The organism is Limimaricola cinnabarinus, assembly GCF_047631075.1.
GTDB lineage: Bacteria > Pseudomonadota > Alphaproteobacteria > Rhodobacterales > Rhodobacteraceae > Limimaricola > Limimaricola cinnabarinus.
The window spans coordinates 1-26,802 of the sequence record NZ_JBLHYX010000016.1 but is presented as its reverse complement, the minus strand read 5'-3'; the positions used below and the strand labels follow the sequence as shown (position 1 = coordinate 26,802).

At 71.0% G+C, this 26,802-nt stretch carries 15 protein-coding genes and 1 pseudogene; 5 read left to right on the top strand and 11 right to left on the bottom strand.

The window, feature by feature from the left end:
• The first annotated feature begins 113 nt into the window (after window positions 1-113).
• The 5 genes from ACJASC_RS13245 to ACJASC_RS13225 all read left to right on the top strand — a co-directional run bounded on the left by ACJASC_RS13245 (window position 114) and on the right by ACJASC_RS13225 (window position 5,406).
• The gene (locus ACJASC_RS13245) at window positions 114-1,226 is read left to right on the top strand and encodes a Gfo/Idh/MocA family protein (RefSeq protein ID WP_415146451.1); all 1,113 of its coding nucleotides are present in this window, start codon (window positions 114-116) and stop codon (window positions 1,224-1,226) included.
• The gene (locus ACJASC_RS13240) at window positions 1,223-2,152 is read left to right on the top strand and encodes an NAD-dependent epimerase/dehydratase family protein (protein WP_415146511.1); all 930 of its coding nucleotides are present in this window, start codon (window positions 1,223-1,225) and stop codon (window positions 2,150-2,152) included. Before ACJASC_RS13245 ends, ACJASC_RS13240 begins: the two co-directional genes overlap by 4 nt.
• Window positions 2,149-3,390, top strand: a complete 1,242-nt coding sequence (locus ACJASC_RS13235) for a glycosyltransferase family 4 protein (protein WP_415146450.1) — start codon at window positions 2,149-2,151, stop codon at window positions 3,388-3,390. The genes ACJASC_RS13240 and ACJASC_RS13235 overlap by 4 nt, the downstream gene beginning before the upstream one ends.
• A complete protein-coding gene (locus tag ACJASC_RS13230) occupies window positions 3,387-4,361 on the top strand; it encodes a glycosyltransferase family 2 protein (RefSeq protein ID WP_415146449.1) in 975 nt (324 codons plus the stop codon). The genes ACJASC_RS13235 and ACJASC_RS13230 overlap by 4 nt, the downstream gene beginning before the upstream one ends.
• Before the next feature lie 94 nt (window positions 4,362-4,455).
• Window positions 4,456-5,406 (top strand): CpsD/CapB family tyrosine-protein kinase, encoded by a 951-nt coding sequence (locus ACJASC_RS13225; protein WP_045320091.1) that lies wholly within the window; start codon window positions 4,456-4,458, stop codon window positions 5,404-5,406.
• A 45-nt stretch (window positions 5,407-5,451) separates the two neighbouring features.
• Here the strand turns inward: ACJASC_RS13225 and ACJASC_RS13220 are convergent, their stop codons facing one another.
• From ACJASC_RS13220 to ACJASC_RS13170, 11 genes and pseudogenes are all read right to left on the bottom strand, one after another.
• On the bottom strand, window positions 5,452-6,717 hold the full coding sequence (locus tag ACJASC_RS13220; RefSeq protein ID WP_415146448.1) for a GumC domain-containing protein: 1,266 nt from the start codon (window positions 6,715-6,717) through the stop codon (window positions 5,452-5,454).
• Between the two features lie 74 nt (window positions 6,718-6,791).
• Window positions 6,792-7,523, bottom strand: a complete 732-nt coding sequence (locus ACJASC_RS13215) for a 4'-phosphopantetheinyl transferase family protein (protein WP_415146447.1) — start codon at window positions 7,521-7,523, stop codon at window positions 6,792-6,794.
• The gene (locus tag ACJASC_RS13210) at window positions 7,516-12,138 is read right to left on the bottom strand and encodes a MupA/Atu3671 family FMN-dependent luciferase-like monooxygenase (protein WP_415146446.1); all 4,623 of its coding nucleotides are present in this window, start codon (window positions 12,136-12,138) and stop codon (window positions 7,516-7,518) included. Before ACJASC_RS13210 ends, ACJASC_RS13215 begins: the two co-directional genes overlap by 8 nt.
• Window positions 12,135-13,115 carry a glycosyltransferase family 2 protein gene (locus ACJASC_RS13205; RefSeq protein WP_415146445.1) on the bottom strand — a complete coding sequence of 327 codons (981 nt, stop codon included), beginning with the start codon at window positions 13,113-13,115 and terminating at the stop codon, window positions 12,135-12,137. Before ACJASC_RS13205 ends, ACJASC_RS13210 begins: the two co-directional genes overlap by 4 nt.
• A gap of 6 nt (window positions 13,116-13,121) precedes the next feature.
• Window positions 13,122-19,454: a type I polyketide synthase gene (locus ACJASC_RS13200; protein ID WP_415146444.1), complete on the bottom strand. Its 6,333-nt coding sequence runs from the start codon at window positions 19,452-19,454 to the stop codon at window positions 13,122-13,124.
• Window positions 19,455-19,543: 89 nt separating this feature from the next.
• Entirely contained in the window at window positions 19,544-20,914 is a 1,371-nt protein-coding gene (locus ACJASC_RS13195; protein ID WP_415146443.1) for an oligosaccharide flippase family protein, read from the bottom strand.
• Window positions 20,911-21,768, bottom strand: coding sequence for a glycosyltransferase (locus ACJASC_RS13190; RefSeq protein WP_021694454.1), 858 nt, complete (start codon window positions 21,766-21,768; stop codon window positions 20,911-20,913). The genes ACJASC_RS13195 and ACJASC_RS13190 overlap by 4 nt, the downstream gene beginning before the upstream one ends.
• The gene (locus ACJASC_RS13185; protein WP_415146442.1) at window positions 21,765-23,702 is read right to left on the bottom strand and encodes a hypothetical protein; all 1,938 of its coding nucleotides are present in this window, start codon (window positions 23,700-23,702) and stop codon (window positions 21,765-21,767) included. Before ACJASC_RS13185 ends, ACJASC_RS13190 begins: the two co-directional genes overlap by 4 nt.
• A complete protein-coding gene (locus ACJASC_RS13180) occupies window positions 23,699-25,102 on the bottom strand; it encodes a hypothetical protein (RefSeq protein WP_415146441.1) in 1,404 nt (467 codons plus the stop codon). Before ACJASC_RS13180 ends, ACJASC_RS13185 begins: the two co-directional genes overlap by 4 nt.
• A gap of 139 nt (window positions 25,103-25,241) precedes the next feature.
• The gene (locus ACJASC_RS13175; RefSeq protein WP_021694450.1) at window positions 25,242-25,970 is read right to left on the bottom strand and encodes a sugar transferase; all 729 of its coding nucleotides are present in this window, start codon (window positions 25,968-25,970) and stop codon (window positions 25,242-25,244) included.
• Window positions 25,971-26,575: 605 nt separating this feature from the next.
• Window positions 26,576-26,802, bottom strand: a pseudogene (locus ACJASC_RS13170) (IS5/IS1182 family transposase); the annotation flags it as partial.

Here is a 26,802-nt window from a genome sequence, read left to right as displayed (position 1 = left end):
CCATGCCCCAAGAACCTCGTGGCCGCCGCATTGCCGCCACGTCCCTTTTGTACCACTCGGCGCCGGACCGGAAGCGGTCGGGTGTCTCATTGACCGGACGGAGCCGCGCCACGATGAAAGATGTCACGGTGATCGGATGCGGCTATGTCGCCGATCTCTATATGCGCAGCCTCAAGGCCCACCCCGACATCCGGGTGGTGGGCGCCCATGACCGTGACCCCGCGCGGCAGGCCGCATTCTGCGCGCATTGGGGCGTGACGCCGCTGCCTGACGCGGCGGCCGCCTGCGCGGCCCTGCCGCATGACGGGCTGGTTCTCAACCTCACCAACCCCCGCAGCCATGCCCCGATCACCCGCGGCTGCCTGCGGGCAAGCCGCCATGTCTGGTCGGAAAAGCCGATGGTCACCGACATGGAGACCGCGCGCGAGCTGCACGACCTCGCCCGCGCGCGGGGCCTGCAACTCGCCACCGCCCCCTCCTCGGTACTGTCGCAATCGGCGCAAGGGCTGGGGCGGGCGCTGCGCATGAGCCTGGGAGGCGCGCCGCGGCTGATCTACGCCGAGCTCGACGACGGCTTCATCCCGCAGGCCCCCTATCAGGACTGGATCAGCGAAAGCGGCGCGCCATGGCCCGCCGAGGACGAATTCGCGACCGGCTGCACGCTCGAACATGCGGGCTACTGGCTGTCATGGCTGATCGCGCATTTCGGCCCCGTGGCGCGGGTGGTGTCGGCAGCGGCCGAAGTGATCCCAGACAAGCCGGGGGTACGCCATGCGGCGCCGGATTTCTCGGTGGCGGCGCTGTTCTTCGAAACCGGCCCCGTGGCGCGGCTCACCTGCTCGATCGCGGCCCCGCACGACCACCGGCTGCGGGTGATCGCGGATGAAGGCGTGATCGAGGTCGCCCGCGCTTGGGACAACCACGCCCCCGTGCGCTACCGCCGCCGGATGCGCCTGCGTCGCCGCCTGCTCGAAAGCCCGCTGGCCCGCGACGTTTCGCTCAAGGGCGCGCCTCAACCCAAGCCCGGTCGGCGCGGCGCCGCGCGGATGGATTTCGCGCTGGGCCCGGCCGAGATGCTCGATGCGATCGCGCAGGGCCGCGAAAGCCGCCTTTCGGGGGCCTATGCGCTGCACCTGACCGAGGTGACCTTGGCCATACAGGAAGGAGCCGTGCGCGAGATGACGACGCGCTGCGACCCGATGGAGCCGATGCCTTGGGCGATGTGATCGCCATCACCGGCGCGACCGGGTTTCTGGGCCGGGCCGTGGTGGACCGTGCGCGGGCGGAGGGCCATCCGGTGCGCGCGATCCTGCGCGGCGCGGCCCCGACCGGCTGGGCCGCCGATCCCGGCATCGAGGTGGTCCGCGCCGACCTCGCGCGAAACATTCCCCCTCTCGACGGGGTCGGGGCCGTGATCCACGCGGCGGCGCGGCTGGAGGGCGACGACGCGGCGCAGATGCGCAACACCGTGGCCCCGAGCGCTGCACTGCTGGAGCAGGCCGCGCAGGCCGGGACGCGGCTGGTGCTGGTCGGCTCGATCTCGGTGCTGGGAACCGACGCTCTCGCGCCCTTCGATCTCGTGGACGAAACCACGCCAACGGAGCCGCGCCCCGAGGCGCGTGATGCCTATGCCCGCGCCAAGATCGCGCAGGAGCGCGATGCGCGTAAGATATCCGCGCGCCACGGCGTGCCGCTGCGGATCGTGCGGCCCGGCGCGATCTTCGGGCCGGGACGGCTGTGGAACGGGCATATGGGCCTCTCGCTCGGACCGCTGACCTTCGGACCGCGCCACGCGGGCGAGTTGCCGCTCTGCTGGCTGCCGCATGCGGCGCAGATCCTCGTGCTCGCCGCGACGAGGCCGCAGACGGAGGCGGTCGAGGTGATCCACGCTCTCGACGACGACCGGCCCGACCGGGCGCGCTATCTTACGGCGCTGGGCCGGCGCGGCCTGCCGTTGGACTGGCGCGGCTTCGACGCGGCCGCCGGACTGCTGACGCCGCTCGGACCCCGCCTGCCCGGCCTGCTGCGCCGCGAGACCCTGCGCGCCCGGCTGATGCCGCTGCGCTATGCCAACGCCCGCGCCCATGCGCTGGGCTTTCGGGCCGAAGCCGGGTTCGAGGCGGCGATGGCGGCTGCGCGGGGCGCGGCATGAGCGCGCCCGGCCCGGTGATGTGGCTTACCGGCGAATACCCCCGCGCCACCGACACCTTCATCCAGCGCGAGGTGGCAGCGCTGCGCGCGCTGGGCGTGACGGTCGAGACCGCCTCGGTGCGGCGCACCGACCCGTCGCACCATGTCGGCCCCGAGCAGCGCGCCGAGGCCGCCGCCACCTTCCACCTTCTGGAGACCGCGCTCCACCCGTGGCGCATGACCTGTGCCAAACTCTCGGCGCTGCGCCATCCGCACCGCTTCGCCCGCGCGCTGGCGCTGGCGTGGCGCACGGCTCCCAAGGGCCTGAGGGGCCGCATCTACAACCTTGTCTATTTCGGCGAGGCGCTGGTGCTGGCGCATCGGATGAAGGCGCGCGGCATCACCCATCTTCACAACCACATCGCCAAGTCGTCGGGCACGGTCGCGATGCTCGCCGCCGAGATCGCGGACCTGCCGCACAGCTTCACCCTGCACGGCCCCGACATCTTCTTCGCGCCCGAGCATTGGGCCTTGGGCGAAAAGATCGCCCGCGCCAGCTTCGTCGCCTGCATCTCGGATTTCGCGCGATCGCAGGCGATGCTGTTCTCGGACCCCGCGCATTGGCACAAGCTGCACGTGGTGCATTGCGGTGTCGATCCCGCGCTCTATGCCAAGGCCCGGTCCACGCCCGACGACCGGCTGCTTTTCGTGGGACGCCTTTCGGCGGTCAAGGGCGTGGCCGTGCTGTTGCACGCGCTGGCGCAGGCGCGCGCGACGCGCCCCGCCCTCGGCCTCGACCTGATCGGCGACGGCGAGGCGCGTGGCGCGCTCGAGGCGCTGGCGCGCGACCTCGGCCTTGCCGACGCGGTGCGGTTTCACGGCTATCGGGGTCAGGCCGAGGTGGCACGGATGCTCAAGGAAACCGGCATTCTGGTGCTGCCCTCCTTTGCCGAAGGCGTGCCGGTGGTGTTGATGGAGGCGATGGCGGCGGCCCGGCCGGTGATCGCCACGCGGGTCGGCGGCGTGGCCGAACTGGTCGAGCACGAACGGTCGGGCCTCTTGGTACCGCCGGGGGCCGAAGCCCCGCTGGCAGAGGCGATCGCGGCGCTTGCGGGTGACGCGACGCGGCGCGCGCAGATGGGGGCGCAGGGCCGCGCGATGGTGATCGCGCAGTTCGACGTGAAACTGGAGGCCAGACGGATGCTCACCTTGCTGCGACACGGCTCCGGCGGGCCGATCCGCCCCGAGCCCGCCGCATGAGCGCGCGGATCGGCGTCGTCGCCATCGGCCGCAATGAAGGTGCGCGGCTGGCGCAATGCCTGGCCTCGCTCGAAGGCTCGGGCGCGCGCGTCGTCTATGTCGATTCGGGTTCGACCGATGACAGCCTCGCCATCGCGCGCGCCGCGGACGCCGAGATCGTCAAGCTGGACACCGACGCCCCCTTCACCGCCGCGCGGGCCCGCAATGCGGGGTTCGCGGCCCTGAAGAAGGCGGGCCTGCCCGACATGGTGCAGTTCATCGACGGAGATTGCGCGCTCGAACCCTGCTGGCTCGATGCCGGGGCGGCGGCGTTGACCGCCGATCCCGGCATCGGCATCGTTACCGGCTGGCGCACCGAAACTGCGCCGGAGGCCACGCTTTACAACGCCATGGCCGAATGGGAGTGGCACCGGCCGCCGGGCGACATCGCGGCCTGCGGCGGTGATATGATGCTGCGGGCTGCGCAATTCGACGCCTTGGACGGCTTCGACGGGGCGATCATCTGCTCGGAGGACGAGGATCTTTGCCTGCGGATGCGCGCCGCCGGCCTGCGGGTGCACCGTCTGCCGCGCGCCATGACCCGCCATGACATCGCGATGACCCGTCTGGACCAATGGTGGCGGCGTTCGGTCCGCGCGGGGCATGGCTTTGCCGAGGTGGGCGACCGTCACCCCGGCCATTTCGCAGGCGAACGGCGCCGGGTCCGGCTCTGGGGCATGGCGCTGCCGATCGGGGCGATCCTGGGCGGGATCGCGCTTGGCCCCGCCCTGCCATCGGCAGTGGCGCTGCTCTACGGCGCAAGCTGGGCGCGCAGCGCGCGCCGCCTGCGCGGCGAGGGGCAGCCCGCGCGACGGGCGGCGGGTCTGGCGGCGCTGCTGACCTTGTCCAAGCTGCCCAACGCTCAAGGCATGATCACCTATCGCCTGCGCCGCCTGCGCCGCCGTGAGATGCGGCTGATCGAGTACAAGTGACGCCCGGCTCGGAAGGGCTGCGATCGGGGCTTATTCTCGCCCCGCTTTCCGGGCTATCCTCGCCTTGATCGAGCGTGTGACGGGACGAGCGGAAATGAGCGAACGCAGCAGACGGGACGGGCGCAGACGCCTCGACGCGGGGGCCCGCGCCGCGATTCTCGACCGGGTCTCTGCGCTGGAGCCGCAGACCAAGGCCCCAGGCCCAGAAAAGGCCGGGCCCGATCAACGAACCGAGCAGACCCCTGAGCCCGTGCAGCCCGATTCCACGACCCGCGCGTTGCGCGCCGCCGTGCTCGGCAACGAAGAGGTGCTGCTGCCGCAGTTACACGATTTGTGGGGCAGCCTGCGGCGCGTCCCGGTCGACGAGGCGGCGCTCGAGAGCAACCTCGTCATCACGGCAAGCCGCCGCGACCCCGCCCATGCCGCCTTCGACCTGCTGCGCACGCGGCTGCTGCAGGCGCTCGACGAACATGGCTGGAAGCGGGTGGCGATCACCTCGCCCACGCGCGGCTGTGGCAAGACCTTCACCGCCGCCAACCTCGCCATAGCGCTGTCGCGCTACGAGAACCGGCGCACCGTACTGCTCGATCTCGACATGCGCGCGCCGGGCTTGGCGGAGGTGCTGGGCCTGACCGCCCCCGGCCCCATTTCCGACTGGATGCGCGGCGTCACGTCGAGCGGCACGCAGCTGCAGCGGGTCGGGCAGAACCTGCTCGGCATCGGCGGCCTCGCGGTCGGGCTCAACGACCGGGCCGAGACTTATCCCGCCGAGCTTCTGCAGGACCCCAAGGCCGGCATGGTTCTGGACCAGATGCAGGAGGAGCTGGCGCCCGACGCGGTGCTGTTCGACCTGCCCCCGGCACTGAACCACGACGATGTCACCGCATTTCGCGACCGCTACGACTGCGTGCTGATGGTGGTGGGCGGCGGGCGCAACAGCGCCGAGCAGATCCGCGAGGCCGTGCGCCGCATCGGCGACGACAAGCCGATCTTGGGAATGGTGCTCAATCGCGCCGAGGAAGAACGCGCCACGGGCACCGGCTGAATTCTTTGATCGAGGCGGGGCCGGCTTTTCGGCCGAACGTTCAGGTCAGGCGGCGGGCCGCCGCCAGAAGCCGCGCAACCGCCGCACCCGCTCCCACTGGCGCGAAAAGGTCTGTGCCTCGCGGCGTCGCGCCTGCCGCGCCCGACGGCGCGCCTGTCGACGGTCGATCTCGGGGATCACCACCACCGCGCGCACGCCCAAGGCTCTCTCGAGCTGCGCCGCGGTGCGGATTTGCGGGTTCACCACTTCGAGCGACAGCGCCAGAGCCAGCGCCGCAAGCAGCACGCCCAGCCCGCCCGCCGCCGCGATCTTGCTGCGCGATGACGAGGAGGCGTAATCGGGCGGTACCGCCTCTTCGAGGATCTCGAAACGCGTGGTCTCGTCACGGCTTTCGAGAAGCTGTGCCATCGCTGCCTCCGTGCGCCGGTCCGTCACCGCCGCCAGCGCCTGCTGAAGCTGATCGCGACGGCGCGCGAACTCGTTGTAGCGCCGCTCGGTCTCGGGCGCTGCGGCAAGCGCGGCCTCGATGCTCTGGATGTTATCGGAGATCAGCTGCCGCTGCTGTTCGAGCAGGGAGCGGCGCCGCGCCGTCTCGTCGTCGCGCAGTCTGTCCGAGCTGGTCTCGAAGGCGATGACCTGCTGTTCGAGGTCGATCCGCTGGGCCACGAGCCGGGACAGTTGATCGCGCTGCACCGCCACGCTGGAGGGGAGCGACTGGAAGTTCTCCTCCTGAAACCGCGCGAACTCGGCCTCCAAGGCGGACAGCTCGCCTTCAAGGCGCGACTCCTCGGCCTCGAAGAAGGCCAGCGTGCGTTCGGTGCGCCCCTCGCGGCGGCTATGCGCCGCCGTGACGATTTCGTCGAGAAGCGCGTTGGCGAGATCGGCGGCGACCTGCCGCTCACCGACCTCGACGGTGATCGACAGCCCCGACGGCACGGTTTCGGGCCGCCAGGCCAGCGCCGGATCGACCAGCTTGGTAATTTCGATCGCGTCACGCATCTGGGCCAGCCGTTCGGAGGGCGGCAATTCGGCAAACAGGCCGAACCTCTCGGCCAGCGCCAGAAGCCGGTCGCGCGCCATGATCTTCTGCTCGATCAGGTCGAGCTGCGTGTCCGCGATCGCGGCGGCGTCGCCGCCCGCGTCGACCAGCGGCGTCTCGATCTGGATCACCGCCGTCGCCTCGAAGGAGGGTGGCCGGGTCAGGGCGAACCACAGCACGAAGGGAATCCCGAGCGCGCAGACCAGCATGATGGCCCAAGCCCGGCGGCGCAGCGCCCCGCGCAGATCGCGCAGCGAGGAAAGATATTCCATCAACGACTCCCGTTGCGCGCCGGTGGCCGCCGCCATCCGCGCCGGTCCCATTGCCGCCACGCCCACGCCATAATCTAGCGCATCCCGGACCGGCTGACCATGCCGGTCGAGGCAGGCAACTCAGTGTTGCGCGGCTTGAAACCGGGACCGGTGGCGCAAGGGACGTCCGGCGCGTCGATCGCCACGACAAGACGCGCGCCGATAACGGCCCAGCGTCCACGCAGCACAGTGCCTACCGCATAGGGCCCGACGGTCTGCCGCAACCGAGCCGCGATGTCGTTCCCGGCAATTTCGATCCGCATGGCGTCGAACCCCAGCACGCGGCCTGTCGCAGGAAACTGCGCCTTGTAGGCGGCCTCCTTGGCGGCAAAAACCAGCCCGGCGACACGGCCCGGATCGAACCCCGGCACAGGCTGGCCAATCTCGTCCGCATCGGCGATCTCGTCCCAAATCGCGGACTCTAGCGGTGTCGCGGACGCGATGTCGATGCCGAGCGCCCTGCCGCCGCGGCGCACCGCCGCGACGGCGAGGGTCGCGTCATGGCTGATGCTGCCGGAGAGCCCATGGGGCCAGAGCGGCGACCGGTCGGGCCGCATGGGGATGGCGCAGGCAGGCAGGCCCAGCCTGTGCATCGCCCCGCGCGCCGCGTCGCGCCCGGCGGCGAACTCGGCGCGGCGCGCGGGAACGGCGCGCGCCATGGCCGGGCGCTCTACCGCCGCGAGCGGCCCGCCCTGCCCCACCCGCACCGCGCAGGCCGCCACGCCCGGCCCGCATAGCGCCTCGATCCGGGCCGATAACTCAGACATGGCCAGCGCGCCGGGCCCGCAGGGCGCGTCGGCGCGCCATGATCTCGTCGCGCTGCCCGGCGGCGGCAGGCGGCACCACGGGGGCTGGCCCCGACGCCGATTCCGGTCTCAGTTCGGTCTCGATCCGCCCCGCAAGGTCGGACAAGCGCGGCAAGCCGAAGATGTCCGCGATCTGCAGCCCCGCGACGCCGAGCCGGTCGCGGATCTCGCGATGGGCGCGCACCGCGAGGAGCGAGTGTCCGCCGAGATCGAAGAAGCTGTCATCCGGACCGATTTCCCGCGCACCCAGAAGCTCGCGCCAGATCGCCACGATGGCCGGTGCCACAGTCCCGGCCCCGGCCCTAGCCCCGGCGGGAACCACGGGGGCCGCCGGAGCGGGTTCGGCACGCGGGGCCATGACCGACGCGCCGCGCCGCACGGGCGGCGGCGGCATCGCCGCGCGGTCGGTCTTGCGGTTGGGGGTCAGCGGAAAGCGCGACAACGCGACGATCCGGGCGGGCACCATGATCGCGGGCAGCCGCGCCGACAGCGCCGCGCGCAGCGCCGCCTCGTCGATCGGGGCTTCGGTTTCGAGATAGGCCACGAGCCGCGCGTCGCCGGGATTGTCCTCGCGCCGCGTGACAACGCAAGGCCCGAGGCCCGACACCGCGTCGAGCGCCGCTTCGATCTCGCCCAGCTCGATCCGGTGGCCGCGCAGCTTCACCTGCCCGTCGGCGCGGCCGATGTATTCGAGCGTGCCATCCGCACGCCAGCGCGCGAGATCGCCGGTGCGGTAGATCCGCTCGCCTTGCCGGAATGGATCGGGGAGAAACCGCTCAGCCGTCATCACCGGCCGCGCCCAGTAGCCGCGCGCCACCCCTGCCCCGCCGATCCACAGCTCGCCCTCGGCCCCCACCGGAAGCGGCGTCATCGCATCGTCGAGCACATAGGTGCGGGTGTTGAGGATCGGCGTGCCGATCACCGACGCCGAGGTGTGAGACGTCACCGTCCGGGTGGTCGACCAGATCGTGGTCTCGGTCGGGCCGTACATGTTCTCGAGATGGCCGACACCGGCGGCGCGCAGATCCTCGGCCAGCGCGGCAGGCAGGGCCTCTCCGCCCAACATGAGCCGCGACAGCCCGCCCAACGCCTTGCGGCTGACCTCGTCGGCCACCAGCATCCGCGCCATCGAGGGGGTGCATTGCAGATGCGTCACGCCGTGGCGCAGGATCTGCGCCGCGATCGAGGCGTCATCCGCGGCGGGGGTGGCGGGGGCGACCGGCAGCGCATCGATCAGCGCCGCCAAGCGCGGCAGCCCCGCCAGCACCTGTTCGGGCGCGATGCCGAAATCGATCAGGCAGGCAATCTCGTCAGCCCCCGCCGCGCGCAGTTCCGCGAGCCGCGCCGCGCCGTCGTCGATCGTGCCGAAAAGGCCCTGCGCCTCGAAATACCGCTCGAAGGCGTGGTCGAGCACCGCCTCCATCTCCTCGGGGGTCAGCGCGTCGGGGTCGACCGCCCCCTCGGCGTCGCGCCCGAACGCGGGAAAGGCCGCCGCGTGATCGGCGATGAGGCCGGCGGCGGAGCGCAGATAGGCCTTCATCGGCCCGCGCGCGACCTCGCGCGCGACCTCGCGGCTCTCGTCGAGATAGGCGTGCAGCATCACCGTCACCCGGAACGCCGCCGGATCGTGCCCCGCCTCGACCAGCGCCGCGCGCCAATCGGCGATGCGGGCGCGCAGATCCTCGATGCTTTGCCCCAGAAGATGGGTCAGCACGTTGGCCCCGATGCGCCCCGCCTCGCGCCAGCTCTCGGGATTGCCCGCGACGGTGAGCCATAATGGCAGCTCCGCGCTCACCGGGCGGGGCCGTGTCATCACCTGCTGCAGGCTGCCATCGGCGCGCGGGAACGCCACGGCCTCGCCACGCCAGAGCCTGCGCACCGCGTCGATGCCGTCGCGCAGCGCGGCGCGGTTGTCGGGCGGCGCGTTTTCGGGGCGCAGCACGAAATCGTCCGGCTGCCAGCCCGCCGCCATCGCCAGCCCCGCGCGTCCGCCCGATAGCCGGTCGACCATGGCCCAATCCTCGGCGATGCGCGCCGGATGATGCAGCGGCGCGACGCAGCTTCCCGCCCGGATCGCCACGCGCGAGGTGACGGCGGCGATGGCGGCCCCGGTCACGGCCGGGTTGGGATAGGCCGCGCCGAAGCCGTGGAAATGCCGCTCGGGCGTCCAGACCGCCTCGAAGCCATGCGCATCGGCAAAGCGCGCGCCCTCTGTCAGCAGACGGTAATCGCCCGTGTCGCTGTCTTCGTGACCCCAGTAGAACAGGCTGAGCGAGGGGCCCGCCTCGGTTGCCTGCGCGCCCGAGGAGGTGAGCAGGCGCTCGGCCTCGCCTTGGATCACCACCGTCAGCCCGCGCGACAGGGTCCAGAACAGCTCGAGCACCGAGATGTCGAAGGAGATCGACGTTACCGCCAGCAGCACGTCGCCGGGGGCATGCGGCACCCGTGCATCCATCGCCGCGAAGAAGTTCATTACGTGGCGATGCTCGATCATCACCCCCTTGGGGCGGCCGGTCGAGCCCGAGGTGAAGATCAGATAGGCCAGATCCTCTGGCGCGGCGCGCGGGGCGAGAGGCGCAGGCGATGCGCGGGCGATGCGCGGATCGTCCAGCCGCATCACAGGTGCGTCCCCCGCCGGTCCCCCACCGTCGCTGATCACGAGGCTTGCGCCGCTGTCTTCGAGATAGAGCGCCAGCCGTTCCGGTGGATAGGACGGGTCGAGCGGCACATAGGCCGCGCCGGCCTTGAGCACCGCGAGGGCCGCGACCATCATGCCCGCCGAGCGGCGCAGATGCAGGCCCACGCGCTGACCCGGTCCGACACCCATTTCGCACAACACCCGCGCCATGCGGTTGGCACGGGCGTCAAGCTCGGCATGGCTCAGGCGCTCTTCGCCCCAGATCAGGGCGGTGGCGTCGGGGTCGCGCACGGCTCGGTGCGCGATGGCGGCGTCGATGGTGCCCTCGGGGATCGGGCCGTCCGTGGCGTTCCACGCTTCGACCACGAGATGCCGCTCGGCGGCGCCGAGCGCGGGAAGGTCCGACAGGGCCGTGCCGGGCCGCGCCGCATCGGCCTCAAGGAGGGCGTCGAGACGCTTCGCCAGAAGATCGAGTGCGCCGGGCATCAGCCCCGTAGGCGCGGCGATGAGCCGTCCGGCCTCGGGGTCGAGCGCGATCATGGCCCCTTCGGGACAGGCGGACCCCAGCGCCAGGGCAGGCATCGCGGGGGGTGCGGTCCCCAGCCGGGCGGGCAGATCGGCGGCAAAACCGCCCTGCTCCCGCAGCTTTGCGCAACGCGCGCCGATCCGGGTCGCCAGCGCCGCCAGATCCTCTTGCGGATCAGTCTTCACGCGCAGCGGCACCCAATCCGACAGATGCCCGGCCACGGGTTCGGCCTCGCGCGGCAGCATGAGGGCGATGTCGGTCACGCCAACCGCCAGACGCGCCGCCAGAAGCGCCCATGCGGCGATGCGGCGTTCGGGCGCGTATCCGGGCCTGAGGGCGCGGCTGTCGCCCGGGCCGTCAGGCCCGCCGCCTTGCGGCCCGGTCCCGCCGGTCAGCCCCACGAGCCGAACCGGCCGCAGCGTCTCGAGCAGGGATCGCCAAGCGGGCTCGGCGCGCGCCGTCTGCGCCATGCGCCGCGTCAGAGCGTCGGCCGCGCCGGTCTCTGGCAGCCGCGCTCCGGCCGCGGGCAGAGCTTCCGGCGGGCAGGCCGAGCCATCGGGACGGCGCAGGCCGGACAGGCGCAGCACCCCGTCTTCGAACACCAAGTCGATGGCCTCGGGCGACACCGCCCGCAACGTGCCCGGCGGCTTGGAGGACATCTCGGACGCCTGAGCCGCCTCCAGCGCGTCGGCCCGTGTCACCAGCACGGGGCCGCGCGGGCCCGCGATCTTGGGGCAGCACATCGGGTTGGGATGCGCCCCGTGATCAAGCGCGCGCACCAGCCGCAAGGCCGCCGCCATCATCCCGCGCCCGTCGATCAGCGCATCTGCCGGTGGCCGGTCGGCGGCGAAGTGGCATCGTCCGGGCCCACCCGTCTGCGGACGGCGGCGCAGCCCGCTTCGGAGTTGCTCGAACAGGTCGGGCAGGCTGTCGATCGCGGCGGCGAAGCACAGCGCGTTGAGGCCATGCGCGGTCGTCTCCGGCGGAATGTCGAACCCGCGCTGCACGAGAATGTCGCCCGCATCGACCTCGGGCGTCATCAGATGCCATGTCACGGCATGCCGGCGCGCCCCGTCGAGCAGCGCCCAGACTGGCGCGTTGCGTCCCGCCCGGTCGGGCAGCGGTCCGTCGTGGAAGTTGATTGCCCCGCGCGTGAACCGCCCCAGCAGGTCGGCGGGCAGCAGGTCGAGATTGCCCGCGCTGACGAGCCAGTCGATCCCACCGGGCAGGTCGGACAGCCGTTCAGACAGCTGTTCGGGTTCGAGCAGCGCGATGCCCTGTTCGGCGGCAAGCGCGCGCAACGGGGCAAAGCGGGTGACGACCAGCGACAGCCGCAGCCCCGCCTCCTGCGCCATGCGTGCCGCCTCGAGCGTCAGCGCGGTGTCGCCGATCAAGGCGAGCGTCACGCTCATGCCGTGTGGCCCTTGGGGCGGCGCGCCGGGCGCGATGGCCGGTACTGGCGCAGCTCGAAGCGCGCCATATCGCGCAGAAAGCGCGGCGGATCGCCCGGCGCGCGGCGCATGACGAGGCAGCGCAGCCGGTGCAGCCCGCCCGCCCCCATGTGCAGCGCCGTCGCCGTGACAGCACCCAGCGCGCCGTAATGCTTGCGGAAGTAGTGGCGGCGCGAGGCGTACCAGTAATCGGGCACGCGGCGCCATTCGCCCATGCCGGTCGAGACCGAACCGATGTGCTGCACCACGCTCTCCCGCACGAAATGCGTCTCGGACCCGGCCTGCCGGGCGCGGCGGCACAGGTCTGTTTCCTCGAAATAGAGAAAGAAGGTCTCGTCGAAGCCGCCGATCGCGTCGAGCAGTTCGCCTCGGATCATCAGGCTCGCCCCGATCACCCAATCGACCGGTCCCGTCCGGTCCGGCGTCTCCATCCAGACGCTGTGGTCCGACAGCAGCCGAGTCACCGGACCAAAGCGCATCGGCCCCTCGATCTCGGAGAGAAGCGACGGAAACCGGAAGGCCGCCATGTGCTCCGTCCCGTCGAGATCCTCGATCAGGCTTCCGGCGAGACCGGCAGCGGGATGCGCCTGCATATGCGCCAGAAGGGCCGTGATCGCGGTCCGTGCCGGAAAAGCGTCGGAGTTCAAAACATAGACGAAATCCGCGCGCTCGCCGCCCGGCAGCCCGGCCCGGATGCCCACGTTGTTGCCTGCGCCAAAGCCACCATTGTGCCCCGACTGCATCACCCGCACGCGCGGCGCCCAGCCCTGCGCCTTCACCGCCGCGCGCAGCATCGCCTCCGAGCCGTCGCCGGAATCATTGTCGACGATCACGATGCCGCCCTCGATGCCCTGCATCGCCGCGAGGGCGCTTTGGGTGGCGCGCAGCGTCATTTCCGGCGTGCGCCAGTTCAGGATCACCGTCAGCAGGCTGCTCATGCGTGTTCACTCCGCGGCATGAAGTTCCGTCGTCCCGACCCCGGCTTCGAACGCCTCGATCCGGGCCAGCATCCGCGCCGCCAGCGTCTCGGCCTCGAGGTTTTCCACCATGCTGATGTGATCGCCCGGCACCTCGACCACCTCCATGGCAGGAGCCCAAGCGCGCCAGCCATTGTCCTCGAACACGTAATGCCGATCCTCATTGACAAGCCGCCCGCTCGCAAGGCGCCAGCGCCCTTCGAGGGGCGGGCGGAACAGCGTCATCGGCCCTGACCAGCGGCGCAGGTCATAAGTGGCGCAGGCCGTGTAGAAGGCGGTTTCCATCACGATGTCCACCGGGTTCGCCGTCGGCTGCGCCGCGGCGCGGCCATAGCGGCGGCGGTCGATCTCCCAGCGCAGCCGCCGCTTGAGCCAGAGCAGCGGATAGCCCGGCCCGGCCCGGCGCAACTCGATCGCCTGTATCGCCAGCCGGTCGCGCCGGGTCAGCGCCGGACGCACCGGCAGCGGCGTGTCGAGCAGCATCAGGTTCGCCACCTTCTCCCCGGCCTGCGTGAGCTGCCGCGCCATTTCGAGTGCGATGAGCCCGCCGCCGGAATACCCCGCGAGCATCCAGGGCCCGCCCGGATGCACGCGGCGCATCTCGGCGAGATTATCGCGCGCGGCCTCGTCGAAGCCTTGGTGCGGCGCCGCGCCACCCGCCAGCCCCCGCGCCTGAAGCCCCCAGACCGGCCGGTCGCGGCCGAGATGCCCGGCCAGATGGCGCAGGTTCATGACATTGCCGAACATGCCCGCCGCGATGAAGAGCGGCGTCGCCGCGCCCCCGACGCTTAGTGGCACGAGATGCACCGGTTCGTCACCGGTGGAACCGAGATGGGGCGCGTTCTGCTCGGAGGGCGTCTTCGGCGGCGGCGCGGAGCCCCCTGCGGGGGGGTTCGCGTCTAGCCGCGCCGCGAGGCTGCGGATCGTCGGCCGTTCGAACAGGACCGAGATCGGCAGCGCCGTGCCGGTTTCGCGACGGATCGCCGCGAAGAGCCGCAACGCGATCAGCGAATGCCCCCCGAGATCGAAGAAGCTGTCGTCGGGTCCGACCCCTTCGACACCGAGCAGCGCGGTCCATTGCCCGGCAAGCCAGGCCTCTGTCGCGGTCTCGAACCCTTCGGCGGGGGCCGCGGGCGTCGCTTCCACCGGGGCGGCGGGGCGGATCGCGGCGGCCGCGGCAATCAGGTCGGGCAGCGGCTGCGCCGTCATCGCGACCTGCGGCAGGCCCGCCCCCATCGCGGCGAGAAAGGCGGCCCCACCCTCAGTACGGCGAATGCCGTGACGGCGCGTCTCCCGGAGCAGTGCCTGTTGCGCGGTGGCGGGCGGGCCCTCCTGCCCGGTCCCGCGCGGGGGCGCGCTGAACGCCATACCCTGCGGCAGGCGGCGCAGCTCGAAACCCGAGACCTCGACACAGACTTGACCCTTGGGCGAGCAGAGTACCAGATCGAACCAAGCGACCCCTTTCTGCTGCCGCACGAGCCGCGCATGGCTCAGGATCTCGGAGGGCAGAGGCGCATGAATCCGCAGCTCCGCATAGCCTGCGGGCACCCACAGGTGGACCGGGTCGTATCCCTCGATCAAGCCGATGGCCCAGCCCGTGGCGATGTCGAGTAACCCGGGATGCAGCACAAGGCCGCCCTGCGCGCCGGCGGGCAGGCGCAGCCGAGCCAGACCCTCACCCGCCCCCTGTCGGCTTTCGCCGGTCACCTGCCATTGCGCACCGAAATCGAGATGCGCGGCCTGCGGCAACACCAGCGGCACAGGCGCTGGCAGCCGGGCCATGAGGCCTTGCGGGTCGAATGGCGGGGCCGCCAAGGGGGCGGAGCCGAGGCGACAGGTCGAGACAGGCGCGAAACCCGCGCCCGGCGGCGCGGCTTCGATCTCCACCGGACCGAAGGGCGTACCCGACCCCAGCCGCGCCCGCACACGGGTCGTGCCGCCATCGGGGGTATGCAGCGGCGCGAGAAAACGCAGATCGTGCAGCGTGAACGGCACGAAGCCGTTCGGCCCGGCGATCTCGGCCATCATCTCGGCCATCATCTCGGCATAGCCTGTGCCGGGCAGCAGCGCATCGCCCGCCCGCGTGCGGTGCTGGTCGAGAAACCAGCGCCCGTCGGGGGACCAGCGGGCGGTGAAGAGCGCCGCTTCGTCGGTAGCGCCGTCTTGGGAGCGTCGATCGAGCATCGGCAGCGACAGCTCGGTGCCCTGCCCCTCTGCTTCCTCGGCTTCGTCGCCCTCCGTCGAGGCCGCCATGCCGGTGTTCGACCAGATGCCCCAGTCGATCGCCACCACCCGCGTGGCCCCGCCCTTGCGCGACCATGCATAGGCGTCGAGCGCCGCGTTGGCGGCGACGTAATCGGCCTGCCCCGCGGGGGTGGTCCAGCCCGAACTTGACGCGCAAAGCGCCATCCAATCGAGCCGCCCGTCGGGGAATAGCGCGTCGAGCACCATCAGGCCGCGCAGCTTGGGCGCGATCACCGCCTCGGCGGCGCGCGGATCGCGGCCCAGCACCGGCGCGTCGTAGAGCCGTCCGGCGGCATGGATCACGCCGCTGAGCGGACCGAGTTCGGCCTCGGCGGCGGCGACGGCATCGCGCATCCGGTCAGGGTCGGTCACATCGGTGCGCAGCACCATGACCCGCCCCCCCAGAGCCTCGAGCCGCAACAACGCGCGCAGCACCGGCAGGGACCCGCCCTCGCCACCGGCGGCGACGAGGCCCGGCCAGTCGGCACGCGGCGGCAGAGCCCGGCGCGAGACCAGCGCCACCGCGGCGCCCCAGTCGCGGATCAGGGTTTCGGCCAGCGTCAGGCCGATGCCGCCAAGACCCCCGGTGATCAGGACCGGCCCGCCCCGGCGCAGCGGCAGGTCCGGCGCGGTGGGAAGCGACGCGCGCCGCACGCCGCGCTGACGCCGCACCCCGTCGCGCCACGCCACGGGCACGGGATCGGGTGGCGAAAGCGCCTCTTCCAGAACCGCCTCGACCTGCGCGGCGCGGCCGGCGCGGCGCGGCGCGGCGAGGTCGAGCCGCGATAGGCCGATGCCGGGCAGCTCGCGCGGGATCACCATGGCCGGTCCGTCAAGCGTCGCCTTGGCCGGATCGGGCCGGTCCTTCGGTTGCACTGCATGGGCCTCGCTGCTCACCGCCAGAAGCCGCAGCGGCCGGTCGCCCTGCGCCGCGTGCCAGCCGCGCGCCAGATGCATGATGCTGTGATAGCCGCGATCGAGCATCGCTTGCAGGTGATGCGCCGCCTGCGCCTCTCTGGCGGCGGTCACGGTCCACAGATGGATCGCGCGCTCGGGCAGCAGATCGGCCTCGGCCAACTGTTCCAGCAGCCATGCATGAGCCGCCTCGCCCGCCTCGGGCCGGATGGTCCAGTCCGCCGGGCCGGTCTGCGCCTCGCGCGGGCCGGGGGTCACGGTGGCCACGGCATGGCCCGCCGCGCGCAGGCGCGCCACCAGCGCGGTCCCGAGCCCCATCGCGTCGCGGAATACGAGCCAGGTTCCGTCGGGCTGCGCCGCGAGATCGCCTCCGGCCTCGAACGTCCCTTCGGGATAGCGGCGTGGCCAGTCGGGCCGCCAGGCCCAGCGCGCGATGTCCGCCTCGCGCTCGGGCGGAGCGAGCAGGGCCGGATCGGCGGCGCGGCGAGGGGGAGGGGCGATGAAATGGCGCGACTCCTCAAAAACCGTTCCCGGCAGCGGCACCTTGCGGCGACCTGCCCCCGAGAGCTGCGCCTCGTCGAACCGCCCGCCCATGGCCCAGAGCCGTCCGAGCGCCATGATCATGTGCCGGTCGTCGTCGTTCGGATCGGCTGCGGGCCGCAACCCCGCCAGAGACCGGCCCGGTCCGATGCCGGGCTGCTGCGTCGCAAAGGAACCGAGACTGGTGCCCGGTCCCATCTCCACGAAGATCCGCGCCCCCGCCCCGAGCCCATGCAGCGCCGCATCGAAATCGACCGTATGGCGCAGATGCCCGGCCCAGTAGCCCGGATCGGTGGCCTCGGCGGCGCTCAATTCGTGGCCGCTACGGCTCGACACCACCGGGATCCGTGGCGGTGACAGGCGAAGGTCTTGCAGATGCGCCAGAAAGCGCGGCAGGATCGGATCGAGCAGGCGGCTATGCGCGGCGACCTCTATCGGAATGCGGCGGCTGTCGATGCCGCGCGCGGCGAGACGCTCGGCCAGCGCCTCGACCGCCTCGACCGGGCCGGAGGCGACGCAGAGTTCGGGCGCGTTGATCGCCGCGAGGTTGAGATCTCGGCCCAATTCGGCGCGCAGCGCATCGGCGGGCATCCCCACCGAAAGCATCGCACCGGGCGCGGTCTGCTCGAACAATTCGCCGCGCAACCGCACCAGCCCGAGCGCGTCCTCGAAGGACATGATCCCCGCCAGCACCGCGGCGGCGTTCTCGCCCATCGAATGCCCGATTAGCCGCGCGGGCCGCACGCCCCAGCCGATCCAGAGCTGCGCCAACGCATGCTCGATGATCAGCAGAAGGGGCAACTGCAGCGAGGGGCGGCGCAGTTTCGCGGCCGCGTCCGCCTCGTCCTCCGGTGCCGGGCTCCAGAGGGCGCGCAGCTTCTTTCCGGCGACCCCCATCGCGGCAAAGCCGTGGTCGATCCAGTCGCGGAACACGGGCTCGGTCTCGTAGAGATCGCGGCCCATGCCGGGCTGTTGCGCGCCGCCGCCCGGAAACAGGAACACCACCTCGGGGTCGCGCTGGGCCTGAAGCGTGGCGACGCGGCACGGGTCATACCCATCGAGCAGATCGGCGGCCTCGGCATGGCTTTCGGCCAGAAGCACCCGGCGATGCGGCTGGGCGCGGCGGCCTTGGGCCAGCGTATAAGCGATGTCGGCGAGCGGCACCTCCGGATGCGACCGCAGATGGGCGGCAAGAGCGGCGGCATTGGCGTCGAGAGCGGCGCGCGAGCGGCCCGAGACCCGGACCATCTCGAACGGCCAGTCGGCTTCGGCGACGTCGCGCGCGGGGGTCTCCTCGAGCACCGCATGGGCGTTGGTGCCGCCGACCCCGAGCGAGTTCACCCCGGCGCGCCGCGGCGTGGACCCATGTGGCCAGGGCGCTGTGGTCGCGGCGACATCGAAAGGCGATCCCTCGAACGCGATCGCCGGGTTCGGGGCCTCGAAGCCGGGTGTGCCGGGGATCGTGCGGTGGTGCAGCGCCAGCGCCGCCTTGATCAGCGAGGCGGCGCCCGCGGCGGTATCGGTGTGACCGATGCCGGTCTTGACCGATCCGATCCGGCAGAACCCCCGCGCCTGCGTGGTCTCGCGGAAGGCGCGGGTCAGGGCCGCGACCTCGATCGGGTCGCCCAGCGCGGTGCCGGTGCCGTGGCATTCGACGAAACCGACGCTCTCGGCCCCGACGCCGGCCATGCGCAGCGCCGATGCCACCGCCGCGGCCTGCCCCTCGACCGATGGGGCCAGATAGCTCGCCTTGCGCGCGCCGTCATTGTTGATCGCCGTGCCGCGGATCACCGCCCAGACGTGATCCCCCGCAGCCAGCGCATCCTCGAGCCGCCGCAGCACCACCGCGGCGGCGCCCGAGCCGAACACCGTGCCGCCGGCGCGATGATCGAAGGCGCGGCACATGCCGTCACGCGCGAGGATCTCGCCCTCGCGCCACGCATAGCCCTGCCCCTGCGGCTGTTCGATGGTGGCACCCCCCGCGAGCGCCATGTCGCAATCGCCGGTCAGCAGCGCCTGCACCGCCATGTGCACCGCCACGAGGGAGGTCGAGCAGGCGGTCTGCACCGAGATCGCGGGGCCGGTGAGGTCGAGCATGTGGCTCAGCCGCGTGGCGAGGAAATCCTTGTCGTTGCCGGTGTGGCGCAGCAGGAAGGCACCGGTCTCCTCGACCAGCCCGGCATGCCCCATCAGGTTGCGCATGTAGTAGTCATTGGGTCCGCAACCGGCATAGACCCCGATGGCACCATCGAAGCTCTCGGGCAGATGGCCCGCGTTTTCGAAGGCGCCCCATGCCGCGCGGATGAAGCGGCGATGCTGGGGGTCCATGATCGCCGCGTCCTTGGGCGTCAGTCCGAAGAACCCCGCGTCGAACAGGTCGTGACCCTGGAGCGGCGCGCCGTAAGGCACGTAGTCGGGCCTGCGCGCGAGATCCTCGGGCACGCCGGCGCGCGTCAGCTCTTCGGGCGTCAGGCGACGGATCGCCGTGCGCCCTTCGGACAGCATGGCCCAAAAGGCGTCGAGGTCGGGCGCACCGGGAAGGTCCACCGCCATGCCGACGATGGCGATATCGCCTGCCCCAAGCTCGCTTGGCCCTGTCATGACGCCCCCTGCCTGCCTCGCACCGCCCTTCATAGTAACCGGGGAATGCGGCGGTTTTTCGGCCCCGGCCCGGCACTGCTGCAACACGATCAACCCGGTCCGATGGCCCCGAGCATCATCAGCGCGGACCAGTTCATAGCCAGACAGGTCGCCGTGACAAGGAGCCCCGCGCCCGCGAACACGAGATCGTGCAAGGGGTCCCATGCCCTTTCGCGCCGCGCGACCACGATGAGGATCGGATACGCCAGCAGCTGCGCCACCCCCTGCCCCAGTATCCCCCCCAGCAGCCCACCCCAAGCAAGCCCGAGCGCGAGCCCCGCCACCGTGAGCGCCGCGCGGGAAGCTTGAAGCGCGAAGAAGTTGCGCGCGCGCCCGGAGGCCAGCACGGCCTGATCGTAGGTCAACCCGATCAGCACCGGGATCTGCAGCACTGTGACCAGCACCACCACGCCGCCCGCCGCCGCGTAGCGACCGTCATACATGATGCCAATGAGCCAGTCGCCCATGAGCCCCAGCGCCGCCGTTGCCGCCAGCAGCCCCGACGTGGCCAGCAACCGCAGCCGCCGCAGACGGACGAAATTGGCCCGGCTTTCGAAGGGCGGGCTGTCGCGATAGACCGGGATCAGCACCCGGCGCGTTACCATCTGGCCCAGCATAATCGGGAATGTCGCGAGGAACAGGCCGATGTTGTAGACCCCGAAATCCGACATCGACAGGTAGCCGCCGATCAGCAGCCGGTCGCTCTGGCCCGCGGCAAAGCCCGCGACCGTGGACAGGAAGATCCATTTGCCGAACTGCACTAGCTCGCGCGCGGCCTCGGGTTCGCAACGCGGCCGGTTGCGGTGCCCTGGCAGGAAGAGGTTGAGATAGACGAGCTGCGCCAGCGCCCCCAAGAGGCCCGACACCACGAGCGCCCAGATCGACCCCCAGGCCCAGGCCAGCGCCAGTCCGAAGACGAGCTGCGTGGCTTGGGTGCCGAGCTCGATCAGCGTGACGCGGCCCGCGCGCAGATGCCGATGCGCCGTCTCGAGCCGGGTCGGGTTGAACCCGTTGAGAACCAGCGAGAAGGCCGCCACCGACAGGTATTGCGTCAGCATAGGCTCATCGTACCAGACCGCCGCCGGCCCCGCGAGCGCCAGCGCCACGAGCCAGAGCCCGAAGCCCCGGCAGATCTGGATCGTCCAGGCGGTGTCGAGAAAGGCCGGATCGTCGCCGCGACGGCTTTGCATGATCGCGGGTGTGATGCCCACGTCGGAGAACATGTTGAGCCCCATCATCACGACCATGACGATGGCCATGACGCCGAAGGCCTCGGGAAACAGCAGCCGCGTCAGCAGCAGGTTCGAGCCGAGCCGCAGAACCTGGCTCATACCGAAGCCCGCGATGGTGATCCCGGCCGAGCGCAGCGCCCTGCTGCCGATCCCGTCGGACCGCAGCCGTCCCATCAGCGCCGCCGTCATCGGCCGCGGCTCCAGCTGTCGGGCGCGGGCCTCAACCTCACGCCCAGCGCCACGGTCCCGTAGACGGCGAACCCCAAAGGATCGCGCAGGGCCAGCCGCGCGGCACCGCGCGCGCCCAAGGGCGGCTTGCCCTCGCGCGCGAGCAGTTCGGGGTGCAGGCGCGCGATCTCGCGCATTCCGGCATCCTGCCGCCCGCGTACCCGCACCAGCGCCGCCAGCCCCTCGGCCACCGGCCAGTCATAGGGTTCCGGCACGGCGATCCGCTCCTGCGGGGCGAATTGCAGCCGCACGAAGCCGTCATCCGAGATGAGATCGGGAAACCGGCCCCAGCGGGCGCGGCCCGCCGGGTTCACCGCGAAGACGCCGCATCCCGGAACGCCATGGGTCATGAAGGGCAGCCGCGCCCAGAGCCGCGCATAGGCGCGCGCGACACCCCCCCGCCCGGTGATGCGGGGCCGTCCCCCGGCGTAGAGCGGCGCAGGCCCGTCGAGCGCGGCGTGCAGCCCGCCAAGCAGTCGCGGCGACACGGTGACATCGGCATCGAGGTAGACCCGGATCGCCTCTGACGGCAGATCCGCCTCCCCGGCGTTGAGCGCCGCGATCTTGGAGCCCTGCGCCAGCTCGATCACCCGCAGCGACCACCCCTTGCGCGCGAAGGCCTCTCCGAAGGCGCGGGCGCGGGCGGCCGTGGCGTCACGGCAGCCATTGGCGATGACGGTGACACCGACCGGCACCTGCTTTGACGTCGCACCCGTGGGGGTCAGGGCGACAAGCAGCGCGGAAAGGCAGCCGTCGATCAGAGCGGCCTCGTTGCTGGCGGGGATCAGGATCTGCATCGGCCTTGGCCCTGTCATCGAAGCGTCTCCGTCACGTTCAGGGCCCGGTCATCGGTGCCATAGGCGATTTCCTCGATACCGGCCAGCAGCAGCCGCGCGGCACCCGTGCCGATGGCGATCCGGTCGCCCTCAGGCACGATCGCCGCGCCGCGCAGCGCCTCGGGCAGCACCGCGCGGTCATGGCCCGGCCCGCCATCGACCCGGTCGCCGGGGCCGGCATGGATCTCGTCGTCACCGCCGCCGCCCAAGAGCAGATCCTCCTCCGGCGTACCCACCAACCGCTCGGCGGCCTCACCCCCCCCAAGGGTCACGCCGTCATCGAAGCTGCCCGGCGCACGGCGTTCCCAATCCGGCCCCGTCTCGTTGTAGCGCATCAGCGCATCCCAACGCGGCGTGGCGTCGTCGAGATGGCGCAGCGCGCCCCAGCTGCCCCAGCGCGAGGGGGCGGCGATGTCGAGATAGGCGGTGGCCTGCGTGCCGCCGACCCCGGCCCACCCGTCGAACAACGTCCCGACGATTTTGGCAACCTGCGGCGCATGCGACATTGTCGTGAGAAACCCGGTGATCGCCTCGTCCTCGCGCCCCGCCGCGCCCGCGACCATGTGCGGCCCGCCCTCATACATCACCAGCCGTAGCCCGTGCCGCGCCGCGACCCGCGCGTGATGCGGCCAGAGTCGATCGACCAGATCGGCGGCGTCGGCGCGCAGCGTCTCAAGCGCACGCTCCTCCGCCCGGCCCCGCGCGATGTCGCGGCGCAGCGCCTCCAGATTGTCGTCGCTGGCGACGTCGTGCCCGACATAGCCGGTCACCGCATAGGCATCGAAGCTCTCGGCCGGGGGCCGCGCGCCCCGCGCCACGGCGAGCGGTGCCTCGAGCGCGGCTGTCTCGAGGCCGGGCCAGTCGGTCTGCACCCCGATCACCCGCACCAGCCGCGTCCCGGCCTGCGCACCGAAGGTCTCGGCCCAGAGGTCGGCCACCTGCGCCGCGCGCAGCCCGGCGAACTGCATCCACGCATCCTCTGTCGCCGCATCGCCCCACAGCGCGCGGGCCTGCGCCTCGGCCCAGCGCGCCTGTTCGAAGCCGAAGTTCCACAGCTCGTTCGACCACTCCGCATGAACCCTGAGCCGCGGATCGAGCGTGTCGCGCATCAGTCTGGCAAAGCCGCGCACGTAATCATCCTCGGCCAGATGCGGCAGCGTCACCCAGGGATCGGCGCCGATCTCGTTCGAGAGCCGGGCGAGCACTTCGGCGGGAACGCCTTCGGTCCAGCGTTGATCGCCCTCGCGCGGCCTCTCGGACCAGCGCCGTGCCTCCGCGCCGTTGGTCTCCATCCAATCCATGAAGCGCAAGAGCCGCAGCCCAGAGACCCGCGCGAGCCAGTCGGGGTTGAACAGCGCCCCCGCGGCGGCATGCGGCAGGCGGTCCTCGCGCACCACGGTGATGTCGCGCAGCGGATCGGCAGGGTCGATTCCGGTGACGTCGATCTCCACCGCCCCGGGACCGGGGACATAATCGAAGCGAATCTCGCCGCGCGCGCGCGACACCTCGCGCCCGCGCCCGCCGACCGCGATCCGGCCGCTCCCGGCGTGGCGCAACACGTAGCGCCCGGCCAGCGAGATCGCGGCCTCGGGCTGATCGGTCAGGATCAGCGTGCCGACGCGATCGACCGCCTCGGGGAGCGACAGCAGGTGGCCGCCGGCATCGACATGGCCTTCGACCTGCAACGTCTCGGCCTCCACCCCACCCCAGCGGCCGGGCAGATGACCGATCCATGGGCGCGAGGTCTTCATCAGGTCGAGAAACGGCTGCTCGGTCGACCAGTCGGAGATGCCGGCGAGGTTCATCCCCAGCACCGGCGCGGCCCCGGCCGGACGGGACAAGGCCGACAAGAGTACGAGCATCAGCGCCAGAGCGAGGGGGCGCAGGCCGAGGGGGCGCACCGCCCAGCTCACAGCACCGTCCGAATTGGGGCCGTGTCCATGGCCGGCCCACCGCTCTGGCGGGAGCGTTCGAGACGCGCACCGCGCATCTCCGTCAGCCCAAGCACCGCCCCCGCCCCGAGGAAAGTCAGTGGCGTCAGCGTCGCGTTGGGCAGAAGATCGACGAGATTCATCCCGAGGATCACCGCCAGCGTCACGCTGACGGGGGCCGGTGGCGCGCGTCCGGAGCGGGACCACAAAAGCAACACCGGAAAGGCGAGCAGGCTGAATTCAGCGAGGAAACCGACCCAGCCGAAGGTGCCGATCACCACTAGCCAGCGCCCGTCGGTGACGGTCAGTTCGCGCCCGCTTTGCGGATCGTAGATCTGGTTGCGGCCCCAGATGCCCCAGCCGAAGACCGGCCGTTCCCAAGCCCGTTCGAGCAATACGTCCTCGTTGTCGAAGCGAAACCCCATCGACCGCGCCCGATCGGGATCGACATTTTCGGCCCAGGCGAGGATCGCGTCCTGCGGCACCAGCTCCGCCCCCTTGAGCAGCGGATAACCCAGCGCCAGCGCCGCCATCGCCGCCGCGCCGAACAGCTGCACCCGGCGCGGCGTCAGCGCCAGAACCGGCACCAGCACGAGGGTATAGAGCAGCGCGGCGAGGGACTTGCACAGGACCAGCACGACACCGAGCCCCGCCGTCACGGCCCAGAGCCCAACCGCCTCACGGCCGCGCGCTTGCCGCGCGAGGCCCGTGGCGGCGAGTACGGCCATTGCCACGAAGATCGCGACCCAGAGCCCGTGATAGAGGAACACGATGGGCCGAAAGCCGTCACCGCGCACCATCTGGCTAAAACTGTGCTGAAAATAGCCATAGACCCAGATGTTGATCTGCGGGCTGAGGCGGATCTCGATCAGGATCGGCAGGGTGTAGGCCAGCGCGCCCAGCACCATCGCCCAAAGCAAGAGCCGGTGATCGCGGGCCTCGCGCAAGAACACCCGCGCCAGCAGAAAAGGCGTCACGAGCAAAGCCTGCAGGATCACCAGCCCCGGCACCTCGGCCAGTCGCAGCGCCGGTAGCTGCCTTGGCCCGTATCGCAGCGCATCGTCGTTGCTGAGCACCGTCATCAGAGGCGACAGCAGGAACGCGACCAGTGCAATCCGTATCAGCGGGTGGCGCGGCACCAGCTCCGACAGGCGGACACGGCCCAGCGCCAGCGCCGCGAACAATACCGACAGGCTGGGGATCGTGTCCTTGTTGAGCGAGGGCAGAAGCGGCGGGTCGAATTCGGCGGGCAAAGGCGGCAGCAGCAGGTAACCCGCCAGCAGGCTGGCCAACAGCGCGCGCCCGGGGCTGAGCCGGCTGAACAGCGCGAGCGTGACCAGGGGCCAGATCAGCAGGGCGATCGAGGCGACGACGTTCGGCATGGAGGCCCCGTTCAGCGTTTCGCTTCGCACCCTGCCGCATTGAGGGGGCAAGGCGATGGCGGCCGGGTGGCGACGATCCGGCATGAACCGGATACCCCGTGTCGCGGCCTCCCGGCAAGTGAGCCCCGAGGCGTCAGGGTCAGAGCCCCGTGCCGCGCATCACCACCCGAAGCGTCCGGCCGAGCACCCGCAGATCGGTCAGCGGCGACAGCGCATGATAATAGCTGCGATCATAGGCGGCACGCTGCACGAAGCTCGCCTCGTTGCGCACCGATGTCTGCCAGAAACCGGTGATGCCGGGCCGCATCGCGTAATATTCGGCGCCGGGGTAATAGCTCCGTTGCGAGGGCAGGAAGGGTCGCGGCCCCACGAGGGTCATGTCGCCGAGCAGCACGTTGAAAAATTGCGGCAGTTCGTCGAGCGAGCTGCGACGCAGGGCACGGCCGACGCGCGTGATCCTCGGGTCGCGGCGCAGCTTCTGATGATGCTCCCATTCGGCCCGATCCGCCGGGTTCGTGGCGAGGTGCCGTTCAAGCACGGCCTCGGCGTCGGGCACCATGGTGCGGATCTTGAACATGGTGAAACTGCGCCCGCCCAAACCCACGCGGCGCTGCGAATAGAAGGGGCGGCCACCATCGACGGCGACGACGAGGGCGATCAGCAGCACGACGAGCGTGATCGGCAGGATCACGAGCGATGTGACCAGCAGGTCGACACCGCGCTTGGCATGGCGACGATAGAACCCGTTCCAGCGGATCGCTCCCTGCCCCCCCGGCATGGCGGCCGCGCGGTCCCGCGCCAGCGCGGGGCGGCGCGCCTCGCCGCGGCGGTCATCGACCTCGCCTTCGATCGCCATGGTTCTGATCATCGAATCCCCGTCCCTTTCGCGCATCGCGGTCACCCTGGCCACCGGTCCGGGCCGACCCCGTGAACTTCGCCTGAGAACAAACCTATCTCCCCCACCATTCCGGTCAAAGCGCGGTCCTCGACGCGCGCTCCGCGACAGCCCGTAAATCGCCGCAATTCCGCCGGATTTCGGGCCCCGAGGCAGCGCCGCCATTCACAAACACGTGCGAAAATCCGCCCGGGTTGCACATGGTCGAGCAACGGCAAGGTCAGTTGTGCCGCACTGGCACCGGTTCGGAAACCGTACATATGCCTAAGAGATCAATGCGCTCCGAATGCGCCACCCGGCGACGTGAATATGGGCAGCACGAGGGCAGACAGATGGTGATGCGGCGGCGGCATGATGGTCCAAGAGGCGGAACGGCGGAAAATCACCCGAATTTTGGCAACATTACCAGCGCAACTGGCGGATTGTTGGGAAAATTTGCGGAGCGCGGCGTAATTTGTGATTCGGCGTAATGAATTAAGGGGGCCTTGTTGCGTAAACGGACTGACGGGTTTCATCTTCGGAATGGCGTTGTTGCAGAACTCAGGCTTGAGTCGTATTTGCCCCTTTCCCCAATGAGGTCATCCCAGGCGAACGATCTCGGCGGTGCCGAGAGCTGAGAAGCGGTTCATGAGGGCGATGCGGATGTGGACTTCGGCGGTCTGGCGGTCGGGGTCTCTCGCGGCGATGCGCTCCCCGAAAGCCTTGAGGCATCGCATCTTGGCTTCGACACGGCTGCGGAGGTGGTAGCCGGTCCAGCGTTTCCAGAAGGCGCGTCCGAAGTGCCGTGTCGCCCGAAGGATCTCGT